The organism is Roseovarius sp. W115 (assembly GCF_032842945.2).
Classification (GTDB): Bacteria; Pseudomonadota; Alphaproteobacteria; order Rhodobacterales; family Rhodobacteraceae; genus Roseovarius; species Roseovarius rhodophyticola.
In genome coordinates, this window is record NZ_CP146606.1 from 1,858,346 (window position 1) to 1,874,208 (window position 15,863).

Genomic DNA, 15,863 nt, shown 5'->3' on the forward strand with positions numbered 1-15,863 from the left:
ATGGACAGTTTGGACCGAACGTCACCTGCTCTTTGAATGCGGTAATCTCACATTTTTGTAGAAGCGGTTTCGCTTTGTTTTTAACACGCCTAACGTCCAGCCAAGTTTGACTTGGTAGGACATTTCGCACGATGCCGTCTCTCTTTACGCCTTTCACCTTACGTGATGTCACATTCAAAAACCGCATAGCTGTTTCTCCGATGAGCCAATACCGCGCCAAGGGTGGCCTCGCCAATGACTGGCATATGGTGCATCTTGGCCGGTTCGCTTTGGGTGGAGCGGCGCTTGTCTATGCTGAAGCCACGGCGGTGAGCCAGGAAGGGCGGCGCACGCATGGGGATTTGGGTCTTTGGACAGATGAACAGGCCGAGGCTCTCGCACCGGTCGCAAGGTTTATTGAAGCAGAGGGCGCGGTCGCGGGGTTCAACTGGCGCATGCTGGTCGAAAAGCATCTGAGCGACGACCATGGCATGGGGAAACCCCCGTAAATGCGGAAGATGAAGTCGAGCGAGGCGAAGCACCATGGCAAGCATTGGGCGCATCCTCTATACCATACGCTGACGGATGGAGAGCTCCGAAAGAAATGACGGAGAGTGATATTCAAGACGCAATAAACGCGTTTGGCCAGGCTGCAAGACGCGCGCGCGAAGCAGGGTTTCGAATGATTGAGGTTTATGCTGCGCATGGGTTTCTTATTCATCAGTTCCTGTCCCCCATAGCCAATCAGCGGAATGATAGATGGGGCGGTTCACCGGAAAACAGACGCCGTTTTGCAATTGAGGTCGCTCGGGCTATCCGTCTGGAATGGAACGATAAATATCCCCTAGCCTTTAGACTCTCTGCAACAGACTACTTGGACGGTGGTGTTGAGTTGGAAGATACTATTGAAACGGCAAAGGCTCTTAAGGCCGAAGGCGTTGACATGATTGATTGTTCGACTGGTGGTATTGGCGGAAAAACCAGACCTAAGCGTATGGTAATTGAGCAAGGCTTTCAGGTTCCGTATGCTGATACCGTGCGCTCTGAAGCAAAAGTGGCGAGCATGGCTGTTGGGTTTTTATGGGATGTTGATTTTTGCGACGCGATCATTCGTGAGGAGCGCGCAGATATGATCGCTCTGGCACGTGAGCTTCTTGATGATCCCAATTGGCCCTTGCACGCGGCGGCCAGGCTTGATGCCGATGAAGGTCATGCGATGTGGCCCGTCGAAGCGGGCTGGTGGTTGATGCGGCGGGACCGGCTACTGCAAAAATTAGGGCTCCGCTAGCGGCATCCATCGCTGGACAGAAAGACATACTGGTTGTTCTGATGCCCGAATTGACCTTCTGTTAACGCGTCAGCATGTTGTGGTGTTGCATGCCTTGCGCCACGTTGACCATCGTGGCTTACCGACCTTGCACCGACGCAATACCGACGTGATACCGACACGATACCGACGTATAAATACCGGAAAAATAAGGATGTTAACCTTTTCATCTCTTAGCTGAAGCGTTTGGGCTTTAACCTGAGAGATCAGTGAAAGACGTAACGCGTTACGCAAATCTGCCCTGACAAAACCAGCCCGATGACAACATACCGCCATGCGCATAGTAGAGCCAAAACCGCTCTCCCCGCTTGGTGATGACATGCCAATAGTCCCTGACGCCGCTGCGCCAATCCGGTTCATCGAGCCACCATTCCGGCGCAATCCGCTCTGGCCCTCGCGCCTCAGCCAATTCATGTAAGCGACCTCGCCAGCGAAATTGATCTTGCATATGTGGTGTATCCGCCGCTGTCACAGGCTCAGGTCTCCAAAGCTGCAAAGGACGTGGAGATGGAGGAGCAGGCCAGCTATCCGCTGGCTTGGACCACGCTGCAGCAAGGGTTTGTGAAGTTTTTTCTGGGATATGGCTACTGGCTGTATGATAGCGCGTTACCGCGTCCAGACCAATACGTGCGCCCACGCGCCCGATCAGGTCATCAATGCGTGTATCGGTATCCATACGCTTGCGTACACTATTGGAAGCCTCCAAATGCCCTGACGCGGTACGATGATGCAAGGTTTCTGTCTGTATGGCTTCTAGCCGCAGCATATCGATGCCAAATCCCGCATCCAGATTATCCAGCTTCATCGTTAAAAGGGGGCGGATTCGGTCTGGCTCATGTGACGCTCGCGCCAGCCCGGCTTCAACCCAATCCATCGTACCATCTGCGCGCCAAGCTTGAAGCCGCACAAGCCGGGCGCCCTGGCCCTTCATTTGAAGAAGCTGGCATAGGCGAGGCAGGAGTCGTCCTATTCCACTCTCTAAATCATTCTTTAAACCAATAGGTTCTGGCAATGTCATCCGCACGGCAAAGCGTGGTGGCGGCGCGCGGGGCGAGACAGGTTCGGGGGTGAGTCCAATAGCCTGATCAAGCTTCAGAATGAGCCGTGGGCCAAACCTTCGAACCAAAGGTGCGCGCGGTTGCGAAAGCAGATCTCCAATCCGGCGCAGACCCAGTTGATTGAGCTCCGTGACTTGCTCTGCATCTAGCCGCAGCGCAGCGACGGGAAGGTTGGACAGCGCCGTGCGAATCTGCCCCGGTTGGGCAATCTGCAGATTTTTACTATACGTAAGCGTATTTTTTTCTAACAACACTGCACCGCCTCTCTCCCAATGCCGACGTTTGGCGGCACGTGATCGGGTGGCGCGGGCTTCTTGATCAATCGCATCTCCGTTACGTGTCTTGTCAGGTGATGCGCCGCTATAGCGGGCCAGAGCCCAGGCCGCACCGACCGACCCGGCCAATCCACAGCGTGCAGTCAGCCCAAGGTCGGCGGCTGCTTCTGTCATTTGAGTCAACAACGCGTCTTCACCACCAAAAAGATGCGCGCACCCGGTGATGTCCAGAACTAGGGCATCTGGCCGCTCTTGCGCCACCCACGGACTGAACTGACCCGCCCAACGTGCCAGAGCGTCCAGAAACCAGGCTTCGGCCTGTGGGTTCTGCAGTCGGGTTATAAGCGTACCACATATGGCATGGGCATCGCGTAAAGGTTGATCCACATGCAATCCAGCAGTGCTTGCGGCGTCACTTAAAGAACTCAACACCTGCATCTGCCCGGTTTCACGCACCACGGCGAAGGGCGCATCATGCCCAATCGCCATGCGTCGCAGCAGGCGTTCTGCTCCCAGTCGGGGAAACCAGACAGACAGAATTCGCCGTTCAGGCATGATGGCAGCAGCCTCGGATCGACCTTGTATGTTCATCTTTTGTTCTAGCCTAAAAGGCTCAAACACCAGAGTCGAGTCTTCAGGTGTCGCGCACAACAAAGACCGAAACAGGCGCGTGCGTTGCCAACCTTCCACCGTGAGAGTCGATGAAGTATTCCACCCATCCGGGTTGATGCGTTGCCATAACAACAAGATCCGCCTCAAAATCAGAGATTGCCTCAAGAAGCTTGCGGTCCACCTCCACACTGGGATCCGGGACACCATAGACGTGACTGTTTATTTTTACACCGTGCTCCGCTGCCTGTTCTGCTGCAAACTCCCCCAGAAGCTGAGCATACTTGACTGAAGAATGAGACATCTTTGCCTGCAATCCGCCTGTTACACTGACCAGGGTAAGTTGTGCCGAATAAAGCTTTGCTTGGTCCGACGCGACAGAGATGGCTTTTAGAACGCTGTCCTTCTCGTCCAGGTCCACGGGCACCAAAATATGCTTGAACATGAAGAATCCCTCCTGCGCAAAGTCTAAGTGGTTCAAAAATGTAGCGCGTTGTTTCAGATCAATGCAGTTGACCTTGCCATCAATGCCCGGCTTAAACGACATACGATGCCTGATCCGCTAGATACCGTTTTTGCTGCTTTGGCTGATCCCACCCGCCGCGCGATCCTGATCATGTTGCTGGAGGATGATATGGCCGTCACGGATGTCGCAGAGCCATTTGAGATGTCACTGGCAGCCGTGTCAAAGCACTTGGCAATCTTGACCAGAGCTGGATTAATCAGCCAAGAGCGACGCGGTCGGGTCAAATGGTGCAAGCTGGAGCCCGATGCGATGCGAGATGCCAGTGTCTGGATGCAAAGTTTCGGGCAATTTGAAGCCGTTAACCTCGACGCGTTCGAGCGATTTTTAGAGGCCGAGCTAGGCGAGAAGGATGAACCGGCTTGAGTGCTTCATCCAAGACTGTTGCACCTCTAACACCGCTGCATTTGCCAGAAGGGCGAATTGAACGCGTACGCAATGCATTGGTCGTGCCTGTGCAAAAAGGCGGGCGTCTTCCGAATGGTGTATTTCGTGCCAATGGCACTTTTTGTGAACATTCCCGCACGCTTTTGTCTCAAAGCCGGTTCACGAACATCCCGGATCGTCCGGACCGTAAGGGCTTGATGCGGATCTCTGGCCGGCATCTTTACGGTGGGGTGATGCGCGATCACTTTGGGCATTTTCTTTTGGAAAGCCTTGGGCGGTTATGGGCCTTTGACCATATTGATGATCCTGTTGATGGTGTGCTGTTCTCGCCACGCAGAAGTGGCGAGCGCCTGGCGCGGTTTAACCCGAGGTATGAGCCACTTTTTGATGCGCTTGCCGGAGAAGCGGCACCTCTCATGTTCACAGAGCCGGTCGTGGTAGAAGAGCTTTTGTTGCCAAGCCCGGGGTTCGGGCATCAGGCGTGGATCGTTGGCACAGCGCAGTTTCGTTCAGCTATTCATTCGCGGCTCACAGCCGCTTTTCCTGTGAAAGGCGTTAAAGATATTTACGTGTCGCGCTCTCGTCTGGACGGGAGTGAAAAAGCGGTGGACAAGGAGGCTCGGATTGAGCGTCTTATGGTTAAATCAGGCTATGAGATATTTCATCCTCAAGAGCACAGTATTGCGACGCAGATCGCAAAGTATCGAGCGGCGCGCCGGATTGTAGGGCCAGATGGGTCAGCGTTCCACCTTGCGGCTTGTGTGGCGCGACCTGACGCAAAGATAACTGTCATCCAGCGCCGACGCCGTGAGAAAATCGTTCAGTCTTTCATAGCGCAATTCAAGGCATTCGGCGTAAAGGATATTCGATTGCTCAACCCGCTTGTCCCGAACGATCACCAAAGTGCAGGCGCAGTTGAAGGACCAGCGCCAATAAATTTTCGTTTACTCGTCAAGCAGTTGCAAGAGAATGGATGTCTCTAACCCGCAAGCGGTTCATCCTTGAGCAACAGCAAAAGCGCAACGATCGTCAATGCGATACCGCCCAGACTCCAAATCGATGGCAGCCCGTGCCCCAAGGCTGCCTGCCAGGCGATCACCCAAGTAGGTGTGAGATAGGTATAGGCCATGACTTTCGCGCTGGGCAGGCGCAGGGACGCGAACTGAAGAAGCACGAATGTTACGGCGGTGGCGACGACGGCCGTGTAGAAGATTGTGATCCAGACTATCGCTGGAAGCGCACTCCATTCAGTTGAGGCCATGTCGCGCCAGCCGGTGATCAACAGCAAAAGCGCCGCGCCGACAACCGCGCCGAACGAGAAGACAATCGGGTGCTCGCCACGATTGAGCTTGCGCACCATAGGCGTATAGAGCGCGTGGGCAATACAGCCGAAGAAAAAGATGATTTCGCCACGCCCGACCTCAAGCCGTATAAGCGCATTGAGATCGGCGCGGAAGATGACCCAAAGCGCTCCTGCTGCGCCAATGCTCAGTGCCATGGCCATTCGGTGTGTCATGCGCTGGCGCAGCAGAAGATAGCCGAAAAACCCGGACATGATTGGGGTCAGCGTGAAAACAGCTGATGCACTTACGGGTGGCGCGGTTTTCAGCCCTTCGAACATCATAACGAAGTAGAGCCCCATCGATCCGCCGAGAAGCAGATATCGCCAGGGTGCCTGAAAAGTGCGACGAGGTATGCCGACTGTGAACCAGGCGACAGTGCCGACCAAAACACCAGCTAGAACGAAACGCACGGCGTTTAGGGCCGTCGGTGCAATATGCGGGGCTGCCATCGAGCCAAGCGCGAAGGACCCGGCAATCAACGCCGAAAAGGCAAGCATGGCGGCATGGCCGCGCTGAGCTTCTTTCATAGTGCGTCCCAGGATTTCGCGCGGTCTTTGAGAAAGTTAAGGAAAGCCTGAACCTTGGTTGTGCGATGTAGGTCCATATGTGTGACCAGCCATAGAGGTGCGGTCCACTCTTCGCGAGGTGGAAGCACCTCGACCAAGTCGCCAATTTCTTGCGAAAGAACGCGAGGAATAAATCCGATCCCGGCGCCTGCGGCAATGGCCCGGCGTTGGGCGTGTACATCCTGACTGCGAAAGACGATGCGATTTTCTGGGGCAGTATCGCGGAGCCATTGGTTGAACGGCGCACGGTTCTTTGGGTCATCGGCGCTGACGAAACTGTGCTGATCAAACTCGGCTTCAGATTTTGGAAGGCCGTGTCGGTCAATGTAACTTTGGCTCGCATAGAGCGTGTACTTCTGTTGGAAAAAGGTTGCACGACATTGTCGGGTTGATCGGGCGCGCGGCCCGCGCGGATGGCAACATGTGCCTCGCCGTATTCCAACCGGAAGAGCCGTTCGCCCGTGAGAAACCGCACGATTATGCCGGGGTATTCTCTTTGAAAATCACTTAGCACGGGGACCAACAGGTGGCTGAGCCCGCCAAGAGATGTCACAACCAACTCTCCGGAAACGTCGTGGCCCCGTCCTTTGATCCTGCCAGATAACTGGCTGAACTGATCGTCTGTCGCCTGTGCAACGCGCAAAAGATCCTCACCGGCCTCAGTGGTTGTGTAGCCCCGCGCATGACGTTGAAAGAGCTTCACGCCAAGCCTTTCCTCTAGAGCGTCAATGTGGCGGATCACGGTTGCGTGGTGCACACCCAAAACATCGGCCGCTCCACTCACTGTGCCGACACGCGCAACATGGTAGGCGGTGCGCACTTCATCCCAACTGTCCATGTTTTCGGTGCTCCCAGAATTGTGCAATTTTCAACAAAAAATGTCTCATTGCGATAGTTGCGTTTTCTGAAGCACAAGTCAAACTCTATGCCAGAACTTGCAAATACATATTGAGAGATTTCAGAGGATCTGACCAATGACACATACTATTCTACATATCGACGCATCCTCGCGGACCGAAGGCTCTGTAACGCGGGATTTATCGGCGCGCCTTGTGGCGCAAAACCCCAAAGCCAAAGTGATCATCCGCGATCTCGCCGCCGCGCCCCTGCCGCAGATTACCGAGGATTGGGTGAATGCCAACTTTACGCCTGTTGATGCCCGCACAGAGGCACAAAGGAAAACGTTGGAGCTTTCGAATAGCCTTGTGGAAGAACTTCAAGCGGCCGATACATTGATCATCGGCTTGCCGATCTATAATTTCGGCGTGCCTGCAGCTATGAAAGCCTGGATTGATCTGATCGCTCGGGCCGGGCTGACCTTCCGCTATACGGAAAATGGACCAAAGGGGTTGCTGGACGGGAAACGCGCGATTGTTGCGGTGGCTTCAGGTGGCACCAAGACTGGGTCTGAGATTGATTTCGCAACACCCTACATCCGGCATGTTCTCGGGTTTATCGGGATCACAGATGTGGCGATTGTTTCGGCAGATCAGATGTCTGTAGATGCCGATGCAAGCCTTGCGCGCGTTGAGGCGGAGATTGAGGCGCTAGCTGACGCAGCTTGAGCGAGTTTGGAGAGGGTGGGCGCATCGCTCACCCACACCAAAACCGTACGATTTCGTTTCGACTGTTGAGATCGACGTTTAACCGTTTCGGATTGTACTCGGTTGTTACAATTCCACCCGGCGGGATGATCCGCACCGGGTTTGGCCATGCGGCTTCGTTGAAGGCGCTGACGGGTGCGCCTACAAGGCTCGCATTTTCAGCCACGCCGCATTCGTCTGGTCCAGCCTCTTCAAGTCTTGGAGGGGCGTCTGCTTCCACTTCCGCTGGGCCGCAGCTTGTCAGAACCAAACTCAATCCTGACGCCAAAATCAATGACATGCGCATGTGACTGTCCTTCTTTAGTTGGCTACAGTCTTGTGCCAAATGCGCTTTGCCACAACCCCAATGTGTCCAGTCTATTGAAATGATGCGCGGTTTCGCCCAAAGTCGGCAAAAGACTCTGGGAGGACAGTAAGATGCGTACCACCGCAGCCGTGGCCCTTGAGGCCGGAAAACCAATGGAAATCATGGAAGTGAACCTCGATGGCCCAAAGGCCGGAGAAGTGCTTGTTGAAATCAAGGCGACGGGGCTGTGTCACACGGATGACTTCACGCTGTCAGGCGCGGACCCGGAGGGCGCATTTCCTGCTATCCTTGGCCATGAGGGCGCGGGTGTCGTGGTCGAAGTGGGTCCGGGTGTAACCTCGCTGGCAGTAGGGGATCATGTGATCCCACTTTACACACCTGAATGCCGTGAGTGTGAGTATTGCCTGAACCCCAAGACGAACCTCTGTCAGGCAATCCGCTCGACCCAAGGCCAGGGCGTGATGCCTGATGGTACGTCGCGGTTCTCCATGCTCGATGGCACGCCGATCCTGCACTATATGGGCTGCTCAACCTTCTCCAATCATACGGTCCTGCCAGAAATTGCACTGGCCAAGGTGCGTAAGGACGCGCCGTTTGACAAGATTTGCTACATCGGTTGCGGCGTGACCACAGGCATTGGCGCTGTGATGAACACCGCCAAGGTCGAGATTGGCTCGCGCGGCGTGGTGTTTGGTCTCGGCGGTATTGGTCTTAATGTGATTCAGGGTCTCCGCCTGGCCGGTGCGGATCAGATCGTGGGCGTTGACCTCAACCCGGCGAAGGTTGAAATGGCGACACGGTTTGGCATGACCGATTTCGTGAATCCCAAGGATGTGAAAGGCAGCCTTGTGGACCATTTGGTGGAGCTGACCGGCGGCGGGGCAGATTATTCCTTCGATGCCACAGGCAACGTGCAGGTGATGCGCGACGCGCTGGAATGCGCGCACAAGGGCTGGGGCGAAAGCGTGATCATCGGTGTGGCACCAGCCGGTGCCGAGATTTCGACACGGCCCTTTCAACTGGTCACTGGCCGGGTCTGGCGCGGCACGGCCTTTGGCGGCGCACGCGGGCGCACGGACGTGCCCAAGATTGTCGACTGGTACATGGATGGTAAGATCGAGATCGATCCGATGATCACCCACACCATGCCATTGGAAGACATCAATAAGGGGTTTGACCTGATGCATTCCGGGGAAAGCATCCGGTCGGTGGTGATGTATTGACCGAAGAACAGTGCGCTGAGAACCGTTACATCGAGGTGGTTGGGTCGGCCAAGTACGAACTAACAGCAATAGCTTTTCCCTTGGAACTGACTTTTACCTCAGCTTCCAAGGGAAGGGTTGATAGATACAAACTATCTAAAGCTGTAGATGGGTTTGTAGTAGCTCTTGAGGAGCAGGGTTTTGACCTGAATAAGTTAAGCCATGGAGGTTCGCGCGATACCAAGAGATATTGGGGTAGCCGACAGTTAAAAAGCGAACTTGTTCTGAGGATGATGTGCGAAACAGCCCAAGAGGCTGCAGACCTAAATTCGGCCTGTGCACAGATCCCTCACGAGGGCGCGGAATTGGCATTGGATGCGAAGGTGCCTGTTTTCGAGGAAGGATCAGACAAACGTTCCTCTGCCTTTGCGAAGGCAACAAAGAACGCGCAAAAAAGCGCGGGTTTAATTGCACAAACCGCAGGAGCTCAGTTGGGGCGCATAGTTTTTGCCAGAGAAATGAACGACGCGGCTAGAGGAAGTGGCTATGGTTCGGACACCGACTGGGGTGAACATAACATCAGATCTGCGCTCGTGGCTGGAGCAGGAGGTGGTTCCCCGCACGCCCAACCTGGCGGTGATGTGCATACAGCCAGAGTAGTGAATCTGCTGGTGCGTTTTGAACTCAAGTAGCGAGATGAGTTCTGAGCGAAGGAAAAACCTCAAAATCGAGTTTTCCTTGCTGCCTTTCAGCATCTTTGGATAACAAACCCTTGTCTCGACAGTTCTTCGATGGCGCGGTAACACGATCACATAAGATTAGTCTATCGAGGTTCGAATGACGCAGTTTACGCGCCGTGCTTTCTCTCTTTCTTTGGTCTCAACAGCTGCTCTCGCAGGCTGTGCGACACCGCCCGTTCATGCCCCTGATGAGGTGAGCCGTCTGGCCAACGGGATTGCGGCTTTGAACCCAACGATCGACCCCGGTGAGGCGCTGCGCGCTGCGGATATTGGGATCAACTATCCAAAGCAGCTGCGTCGGGAATACGGCGTCACGGACTCTGCCATTGTGCACAACATCAAAGTAAACGCAGGCACGCGACCGCGTGGGCTTTGCTGGCACTGGGCCGAAGATATGCAAAAGCGTTTAGAGCAGGAGCAGTTTGAAACACTTGTCACGCATCGCGCCATTGCCAATGCGCATACAAGGCTTTTGATTGATCATTCCACCGTTATCGTCTCGGCGCGGGGGGATCAGTTTGACGAGGGTATGGTACTTGACCCCTGGCGTTTCGGCGGCACGCTCTATTGGGCGCCAACCACAGAGGATGTAAAATACACTTGGGTGCACCGCCAAGAAGTCTTTGCCTGGAAACGCGCGCGCGGCATCTTGAAGGGGAGCGATCCGTCTTCTGAACCGATCCCTGCGAGCTAAACCCCATTTGCACAGACATGTGTGCACCAACGCACTTGCATCGACGCTTAGGGCAGTTACCTCTTGGACAACGCACGCATCAAAGAGGGAGCGCCGATATGAGCGACACATATACACCCCCCGAGGTTTGGACCTGGGAACAGGAAAACGGGGGCACCTTTGCTTCGACCAATCGTCCCATCGCTGGGGCAACGCATGACAAAGAGCTGCCGGTAGGCAAGCACCCGTTTCAGCTTTACTCGATGGGCACACCCAATGGGGTGAAGATCACTGTGATGTTCGAAGAGCTTCTGGCGGCTGGGCACGATGCGGAATATGACGCGTGGCTTATTCGGATCGGCGATGGGGATCAGTTTGGCTCGGGGTTTGTTGAGGTGAACCCGAATTCGAAAATTCCTGCCCTCGTGGACCGTAGCGGAGCCGAGCCTTTGCATGTGTTTGAGTCTGGTTCGATCCTCATCCATCTGGCAGAGAAATTTGGGGCGTTTCTTCCTTCATCAGGCCCGGAACGCACGGAGGTCATGAACTGGCTGATGTGGCAAATGGGGAGCGCGCCGTATTTGGGCGGCGGCTTTGGTCACTTCTACGCCTATGCGCCTGAGAAGTGGCAATATCCGATTGACCGCTTTGCGATGGAGACCAAGCGTCAGCTTGATGTGCTGGACAAGCGCCTCGCGGACCGGCCCTACATCGCCGGCAATGACTATAGCATCGCCGATATGGCGATTTGGCCTTGGTACGGAAACTTGGCGCTTGGGCGGCAGTACAATGCCGGGACGTTCCTTTCTGTGCATGAGTACAAGAACGTTGTGGCCTGGGCCGAGAAAATCCTCGACCGCCCAACGGTTCAACGCGGCCGCATGGTGAACCGGACTATGGGGGATCCATCTGAGCAGCTCTGGGAACGGCATGACGCGTCGGATTTTGAGACGCAGACACAGGATAAGATCGGCGAAAACGCCTAATTAAGTTTTACTTTGGGTTGTGGTCAGGCAGGGTGATCCAAAGGAGATTGCCCATGCCTGACGATCCAAAGCTTTTGGCGGTGTTGATTGATGCGGATAACGTTCCTGCAAAACACGCTGATGCGATTCTACGAGAAGTGACCAAGTACGGCAAACCGGGTTTGCGACGCGTGTATGGGGATTGGTCTGATGCCCGTCTCTCTGGATGGAGCAAAGCGGCGCAGGAACTGGGTTTAGTCCAGCATCAGCAGTCAGCGAATACCAAAGGTAAAAACGCGTCTGATATAGGCTTAGTGATTGATGCGATGGATATTCTGCATGCTGGTCAATTTGACGAGTTTGTCTTGGTGTCTTCCGACAGTGATTTTACTCGGCTGGCCAGTCGTATCAGGGAAAGTGGATTAACAGTAAACGTAATCGGTGAACGTAAGACGCCGAGCGCGTTAAAGAATGCCTGTAACCGATTTGTAGCAATCGAAACTATATCTCAGAAACCTGACGATAAGAACACTGATGCTTTGAATAAAGAAGCCAAAGAACTGATTTTAGGGGCGATCGAAAAGATAGATCTAGATGTAGAGTGGTATCCTTTGAATAGAATAGGCCAGTTAATTAGAGCAGATAAACCAGATTTTGATCCCCGCAACTATGGTCATACGAAGCTCATTGACATGGTCAAAACCATTAAAGGTTTTGCAACAAAAACCGAGGGTGAAACGAATGTATACATACAATGCGAGAAATAGGTTTTAGGCTCTCAAAACACCCCCATACTCAACCCCGCACCAAACGCCTGACCCAGATCACGGCACGGTGCGAGCTGTTCGTCCGTTAACTTCTTCTCCGCCAATATGGCGTCGGGCGTCTGCGCATGGGTACACACGATGATCGGCTCTTGGATGATTTTCAACCGCCACCCTGTGGCGATCCGGGCGATTTGGCGCACGGCGTTTTCGCCGTCTGAACCGGCACACACCATTTGAGCGTAGGGGCGGCCTTCGATCTTGCCCAAAACAGGGTAGTAGCAACGATCAAAGAAATCCTTCATGACGCCTGATATGGAGGCCAGGTTCTCCGGCGCGCAGAAGATATAGCCCGAGGCTTGCAAAAGGTCTTCGGGTGTGGCCTCTGCTGCTTCGACAAGCCGTGTCGTGGTCTCTGTCTCTGCGGCTTTGGCGGCAGCCTGAGCCATTTGGCGGCTGCCACCGGTGCGGGAATGATAGACGATCAGCAGCTCTGACATCGGTCTGCCGCGTCCCTAGGGTTAGTTAATCAGCCCGGCAAAGCGCAGACCATCATCCACCATAGCGCGCGTCTCGTCACTAAGCCCTGTGAGAGGCGAGCGGACTTCCTCGCTGCACAGTCCAAGCTGAGACATGGCATATTTTGCGCCGACAAGGCCGGGCTCTGTGAAAATGGCCTTGTGAAGAGGCATCAGACGATCCTGAATTTCCAGTGCCTTGGCATAGTCGCCGGACAGTGTGGCATTCTGGACGTCAGCCACCATTTTTGGCGCCACATTCGCGGTAACCGAAATGACGCCGACACCGCCCTGGGCATTGAACCCATGTGCGGTCGCGTCTTCGCCGGAAATCTGGCAAAACTCCGTGCCGCACGTCATGCGCTGCTGGCTGACGCGGGCCAAATCGCCGGTGGCATCCTTGACGCCGACAATCCGGGGCAGTTTGGCCAACTCGCCCATGGTTTCAGGTGTCATATCGACGACCGAGCGACCGGGTATGTTGTAGATAATGATTGGAAGCTCACAACAATCGTGCAGCGCGGTGAAGTGGGCGATCAGGCCGCGTTGGGTCGGTTTGTTGTAGTATGGGGTCACAACCAGTGCAGCATCCGCACCGACTTTTTCGGCGTGTTGCATGAATCGGATGGATTCTACCGTGTTGTTACTGCCTGCGCCGGCAATCACAGGCACACGGCCCGCTGCGGCGCGCACGACTTCTTCCACCACTTTTTCGTGTTCTTCATGGCTTAGCGTGGGGCTTTCACCGGTCGTTCCAACCGGCACAAGTCCATGACTTCCTTCACCAATATGCCACTCAACCAGTTTCTTGAGCGTATCAACATCCAGTTCACCGTTCTTGAACGGCGTGACCAGGGCAGGAAAAGATCCTTTGAACATGATACGCTCCTTTCTATGTCTAGCCGTAAGCGGTTTAACACTTGGGCTGGTGTATTGACATGTCCCGTTCGGGCCATGCCGGTGCCATCTTTCTGCCAAGCAAGTGATTAGACTGTGTCTGATTGCCTGCTTAGGCTGGCGTTGTCTATCGTCTGTGGTTAGGAAAATGCAAGAGATGTTGCGTACCCTGAGCCTTGTTTTTGCTGTTCTTGTGCTGTCACCTCCGGTGTTGGCTGGAGAACCTGCGCCTGTTGGTCCGCGCCCTTTGTCCAGTGCCTTTGACGCAATGCAGGCGGGGCGGTGGAGTGTGGCCACACGTCTTGCGGAGCGCAGCGGACCGGGTGCTGCGGCACTGATCGAATGGCACAGGTTGCGCGAAGGCTATGGATCACAGCAAGACATACTGAACTTTCTTAAGGACCATCCGGATTGGCCGGGCCTTGAATTGCTGCGTCGCAAGAGTGAATTGACGATTGCGCAGGGTGATCCGAAGTCTGTCATCGCCTTTTTTGAGAACAGCGCACCGCAATCGGGGCGTGCGGCCCTGGGTTTCGCCGAAGCGTTGCGCGCCGAAGGGCGAGAGGGTGATGCGGAAGTAGCTGTTGTTCTGGCTTGGCGCACGCTTGATCTGACCACAGATGAACACAACGCTTTCATGAAAGATTGGGCGGAACTGCTAAAACCGCATCACAAAGCACGGCTCGATATGGCACTTTGGCGTGGACTGCGCGATGTGGCCTTGATGCTGCCCTTGGTGGATGACGAAACGCGTGCTTTGGCTGAGATTCGGCAGAGTATTGAGGCAGGGAAAACTGGCGCGCTGAAGCGTCTTGAAAAGCTGCCCAAGAGTGCCAAGAGCAATCCGCATGTCGCCTATGCTCTCTTCAATCGGCACATCAAACGAGGTGAGCGCGACGAAGCCATAAAGATGATTTTGCGCCAAAGCCGCGAGGCCGATGGTCTTGGGCAAGCCGAGCGTTGGGCAGGGTGGCGACGGGAGTTGGCGCGTGACCGAATGCGCGATGGCGCTGCGCAAACGGCTTATGACTTGGCTGCTACGCATGGTTTGGTGGAAGGGTCTCATTTCGCTGATCTGGAATGGCTGGCGGGGTTCATCGCACTAACTGATCTGAATGATCCAGAGACAGCGGTCGCACATTTCCAACGCTTTATGGATAAGGTTGAGACGCCGATCTCGCTGGGTCGTGCTGGGTATTGGCTTGGGCGCGCGCAAGAGGCCATGGGCAACGCGGAGGGTGCCGCGCTGGCTTATGAATTAGGGGCGCTGCACCAAACAAGCTTTTATGGTTTGCTTGCCGCGGAACGCGGTGGGTTTCCGTCGGACCCTGAGTTGGTTGGAGATGAGGAATTTCCCGACTGGCGCACGGCCGAATTTACCAAGCGTGATGTTTTCCAAGCTGGGTTGCTGGCCTACGCGAATGGGCGCCAGAACCTTGCGGAACGGTTCTTTCGACATCTTGCTCTTGACCTGAACCGGACCGAGCTGGGGCAGTTGGGCGATGCGATGGCCGCGCTTGGCTCAGAACATCTACAGGTGATGGTGTCGAAAACGGCCGCAAGGCGCGGCGTGGCATTGCCGGGACCTTACTATCCGTTGCATCCTCTCAAGTCGTTAGAGTTGCCAGTGCCGGCCGAATTGTCATTGGCCATTGCGCGTCGAGAAAGTGAATTTGACCAAACTGTCACCAGTGGTGCAGGAGCTATGGGGCTGATGCAGCTTATGCCAGCCACGGCGGCTGAGATGGCACGGGCCATTGGCGCCACAGGCCACAACCGCGCTCGGGTTTTCGAGGATTGGAAGTACAACGCGAAGCTGGGCGCCGAATATTTGGCGCGTATGGCTCAGAGATTTGACGGAAACATCGTGATGATGGCCGCAGCCTACAATGCAGGGCCGTCGCGCCCATCGCGGTGGATGTCACGGTTTGGCGATCCACGCAGAGGCGGGGTAGATGTGATCGACTGGATCGAACACATCCCCTTCAACGAGACGCGCAACTACGTCATGCGTGTGGCAGAAAGCCTGCCGGTCTACCGCGCAAGATTGGGACGTGACCCGCACCCTGTACCGTTTAGCCAGGAATTGACCGGGTCCACGTTTTCCGCGGCTCTGGATTAGACCC

At 55.1% G+C, this 15,863-nt stretch carries 15 protein-coding genes and 2 pseudogenes; 10 read left to right on the forward strand and 7 right to left on the reverse strand.

Going from position 1 to position 15,863, the window contains the following annotated elements; translation table 11 throughout:
* Positions 1 to 131 precede the first annotated feature (131 nt).
* Positions 132 to 1,267, forward strand: a pseudogene (locus RZS32_RS09370) (NADH:flavin oxidoreductase/NADH oxidase).
* Positions 1,268 to 1,532: 265 nt separating this feature from the next.
* Here the strand turns inward: RZS32_RS09370 and RZS32_RS09375 are convergent.
* Positions 1,533 to 3,194: a Y-family DNA polymerase gene (locus RZS32_RS09375; RefSeq protein WP_317056719.1), complete on the reverse strand. Its 1,662-nt coding sequence runs from the start codon at positions 3,192 to 3,194 to the stop codon at positions 1,533 to 1,535.
* A gap of 79 nt (positions 3,195 to 3,273) precedes the next feature.
* Positions 3,274 to 3,795: a universal stress protein gene (locus tag RZS32_RS09380; RefSeq protein ID WP_317056720.1), complete on the reverse strand. Its 522-nt coding sequence runs from the start codon at positions 3,793 to 3,795 to the stop codon at positions 3,274 to 3,276.
* 3 nt (positions 3,796 to 3,798) lie between these two features.
* Between RZS32_RS09380 and RZS32_RS09385 the strand changes: the two genes are divergently transcribed.
* Positions 3,799 to 4,137 carry an ArsR/SmtB family transcription factor gene (locus tag RZS32_RS09385; protein ID WP_317056721.1) on the forward strand — a complete coding sequence of 113 codons (339 nt, stop codon included), beginning with the start codon at positions 3,799 to 3,801 and terminating at the stop codon, positions 4,135 to 4,137.
* Positions 4,134 to 5,141 (forward strand): glycosyltransferase family 61 protein, encoded by a 1,008-nt coding sequence (locus RZS32_RS09390; protein WP_317056722.1) that lies wholly within the window; start codon positions 4,134 to 4,136, stop codon positions 5,139 to 5,141. The genes RZS32_RS09385 and RZS32_RS09390 overlap by 4 nt, the downstream gene beginning before the upstream one ends.
* Here RZS32_RS09390 and RZS32_RS09395 read toward each other — a convergent pair.
* Positions 5,138 to 6,028, reverse strand: coding sequence for a DMT family transporter (locus RZS32_RS09395; protein ID WP_317056723.1), 891 nt, complete (start codon positions 6,026 to 6,028; stop codon positions 5,138 to 5,140). The genes RZS32_RS09390 and RZS32_RS09395 overlap by 4 nt on opposite strands.
* A pseudogene (locus RZS32_RS09400) lies at positions 6,025 to 6,905 on the reverse strand (LysR family transcriptional regulator). The gene RZS32_RS09395 and the pseudogene RZS32_RS09400 overlap by 4 nt, the downstream one beginning before the upstream one ends.
* A 136-nt stretch (positions 6,906 to 7,041) precedes the next feature.
* Between RZS32_RS09400 and RZS32_RS09405 the strand changes: the two are divergent.
* The gene (locus tag RZS32_RS09405; RefSeq protein WP_317056725.1) at positions 7,042 to 7,632 is read left to right on the forward strand and encodes an FMN-dependent NADH-azoreductase; all 591 of its coding nucleotides are present in this window, start codon (positions 7,042 to 7,044) and stop codon (positions 7,630 to 7,632) included.
* 28 nt (positions 7,633 to 7,660) lie between these two features.
* On the opposite strand, the gene RZS32_RS09410 is transcribed toward RZS32_RS09405, so the two are convergent.
* The gene (locus RZS32_RS09410) at positions 7,661 to 7,957 is read right to left on the reverse strand and encodes an I78 family peptidase inhibitor (protein ID WP_317056726.1); all 297 of its coding nucleotides are present in this window, start codon (positions 7,955 to 7,957) and stop codon (positions 7,661 to 7,663) included.
* Positions 7,958 to 8,088: 131 nt separating this feature from the next.
* Between RZS32_RS09410 and RZS32_RS09415 the strand changes: the two genes are divergently transcribed.
* From RZS32_RS09415 to RZS32_RS09435, 5 genes are all read left to right on the forward strand, one after another.
* Positions 8,089 to 9,201, forward strand: a complete 1,113-nt coding sequence (locus tag RZS32_RS09415) for an S-(hydroxymethyl)glutathione dehydrogenase/class III alcohol dehydrogenase (RefSeq protein WP_317056727.1) — start codon at positions 8,089 to 8,091, stop codon at positions 9,199 to 9,201.
* Positions 9,198 to 9,872 carry an SIMPL domain-containing protein gene (locus tag RZS32_RS09420; protein WP_317056728.1) on the forward strand — a complete coding sequence of 225 codons (675 nt, stop codon included), beginning with the start codon at positions 9,198 to 9,200 and terminating at the stop codon, positions 9,870 to 9,872. The genes RZS32_RS09415 and RZS32_RS09420 overlap by 4 nt, the downstream gene beginning before the upstream one ends.
* A 145-nt stretch (positions 9,873 to 10,017) precedes the next feature.
* Positions 10,018 to 10,614, forward strand: coding sequence for a hypothetical protein (locus tag RZS32_RS09425; protein ID WP_317056729.1), 597 nt, complete (start codon positions 10,018 to 10,020; stop codon positions 10,612 to 10,614).
* A gap of 98 nt (positions 10,615 to 10,712) precedes the next feature.
* Entirely contained in the window at positions 10,713 to 11,579 is an 867-nt protein-coding gene (gene yghU / locus RZS32_RS09430) for a glutathione-dependent disulfide-bond oxidoreductase (RefSeq protein WP_317056730.1), read from the forward strand.
* 53 nt (positions 11,580 to 11,632) lie between these two features.
* Positions 11,633 to 12,325: an NYN domain-containing protein gene (locus RZS32_RS09435; RefSeq protein ID WP_317056731.1), complete on the forward strand. Its 693-nt coding sequence runs from the start codon at positions 11,633 to 11,635 to the stop codon at positions 12,323 to 12,325.
* 11 nt (positions 12,326 to 12,336) lie between these two features.
* On the opposite strand, the gene RZS32_RS09440 is transcribed toward RZS32_RS09435, so the two are convergent.
* The gene (locus RZS32_RS09440) at positions 12,337 to 12,822 is read right to left on the reverse strand and encodes a flavodoxin family protein (protein WP_317056732.1); all 486 of its coding nucleotides are present in this window, start codon (positions 12,820 to 12,822) and stop codon (positions 12,337 to 12,339) included.
* A 21-nt stretch (positions 12,823 to 12,843) separates the two neighbouring features.
* Positions 12,844 to 13,719, reverse strand: a complete 876-nt coding sequence (gene dapA, locus RZS32_RS09445; protein ID WP_317056733.1) for a 4-hydroxy-tetrahydrodipicolinate synthase — start codon at positions 13,717 to 13,719, stop codon at positions 12,844 to 12,846.
* Between the two features lie 175 nt (positions 13,720 to 13,894).
* On the opposite strand from dapA, the gene RZS32_RS09450 reads away from it, so the two are divergent.
* Positions 13,895 to 15,859: a lytic transglycosylase domain-containing protein gene (locus tag RZS32_RS09450; protein WP_317056734.1), complete on the forward strand. Its 1,965-nt coding sequence runs from the start codon at positions 13,895 to 13,897 to the stop codon at positions 15,857 to 15,859.
* Positions 15,860 to 15,863: the final 4 nt, after the last annotated feature.

Excerpts from the sequence above, each read along its gene's own strand:
- RZS32_RS09375 (WP_317056719.1), bottom strand. The coding sequence starts at position 3,194 with ATGCCTGAACGGCGAATTCTGTCTGTCTGGTTTCCCCGACTGGGAGCA.
- RZS32_RS09380 (WP_317056720.1), bottom strand. The coding sequence starts at position 3,795 with ATGTCGTTTAAGCCGGGCATTGATGGCAAGGTCAACTGCATTGATCTG.
- RZS32_RS09385 (WP_317056721.1), top strand. The coding sequence starts at position 3,799 with ATGCCTGATCCGCTAGATACCGTTTTTGCTGCTTTGGCTGATCCCACC.
- RZS32_RS09395 (WP_317056723.1), bottom strand. The coding sequence starts at position 6,028 with ATGAAAGAAGCTCAGCGCGGCCATGCCGCCATGCTTGCCTTTTCGGCG.
- RZS32_RS09405 (WP_317056725.1), top strand. The coding sequence starts at position 7,042 with ATGACACATACTATTCTACATATCGACGCATCCTCGCGGACCGAAGGC.
- RZS32_RS09410 (WP_317056726.1), bottom strand. The coding sequence starts at position 7,957 with ATGCGCATGTCATTGATTTTGGCGTCAGGATTGAGTTTGGTTCTGACA.
- RZS32_RS09415 (WP_317056727.1), top strand. The coding sequence starts at position 8,089 with ATGCGTACCACCGCAGCCGTGGCCCTTGAGGCCGGAAAACCAATGGAA.
- RZS32_RS09425 (WP_317056729.1), top strand. The coding sequence starts at position 10,018 with ATGACGCAGTTTACGCGCCGTGCTTTCTCTCTTTCTTTGGTCTCAACA.
- yghU (WP_317056730.1), top strand. The coding sequence starts at position 10,713 with ATGAGCGACACATATACACCCCCCGAGGTTTGGACCTGGGAACAGGAA.
- RZS32_RS09435 (WP_317056731.1), top strand. The coding sequence starts at position 11,633 with ATGCCTGACGATCCAAAGCTTTTGGCGGTGTTGATTGATGCGGATAAC.
- RZS32_RS09440 (WP_317056732.1), bottom strand. The coding sequence starts at position 12,822 with ATGTCAGAGCTGCTGATCGTCTATCATTCCCGCACCGGTGGCAGCCGC.
- dapA (WP_317056733.1), bottom strand. The coding sequence starts at position 13,719 with ATGTTCAAAGGATCTTTTCCTGCCCTGGTCACGCCGTTCAAGAACGGT.
- RZS32_RS09450 (WP_317056734.1), top strand. The coding sequence starts at position 13,895 with ATGTTGCGTACCCTGAGCCTTGTTTTTGCTGTTCTTGTGCTGTCACCT.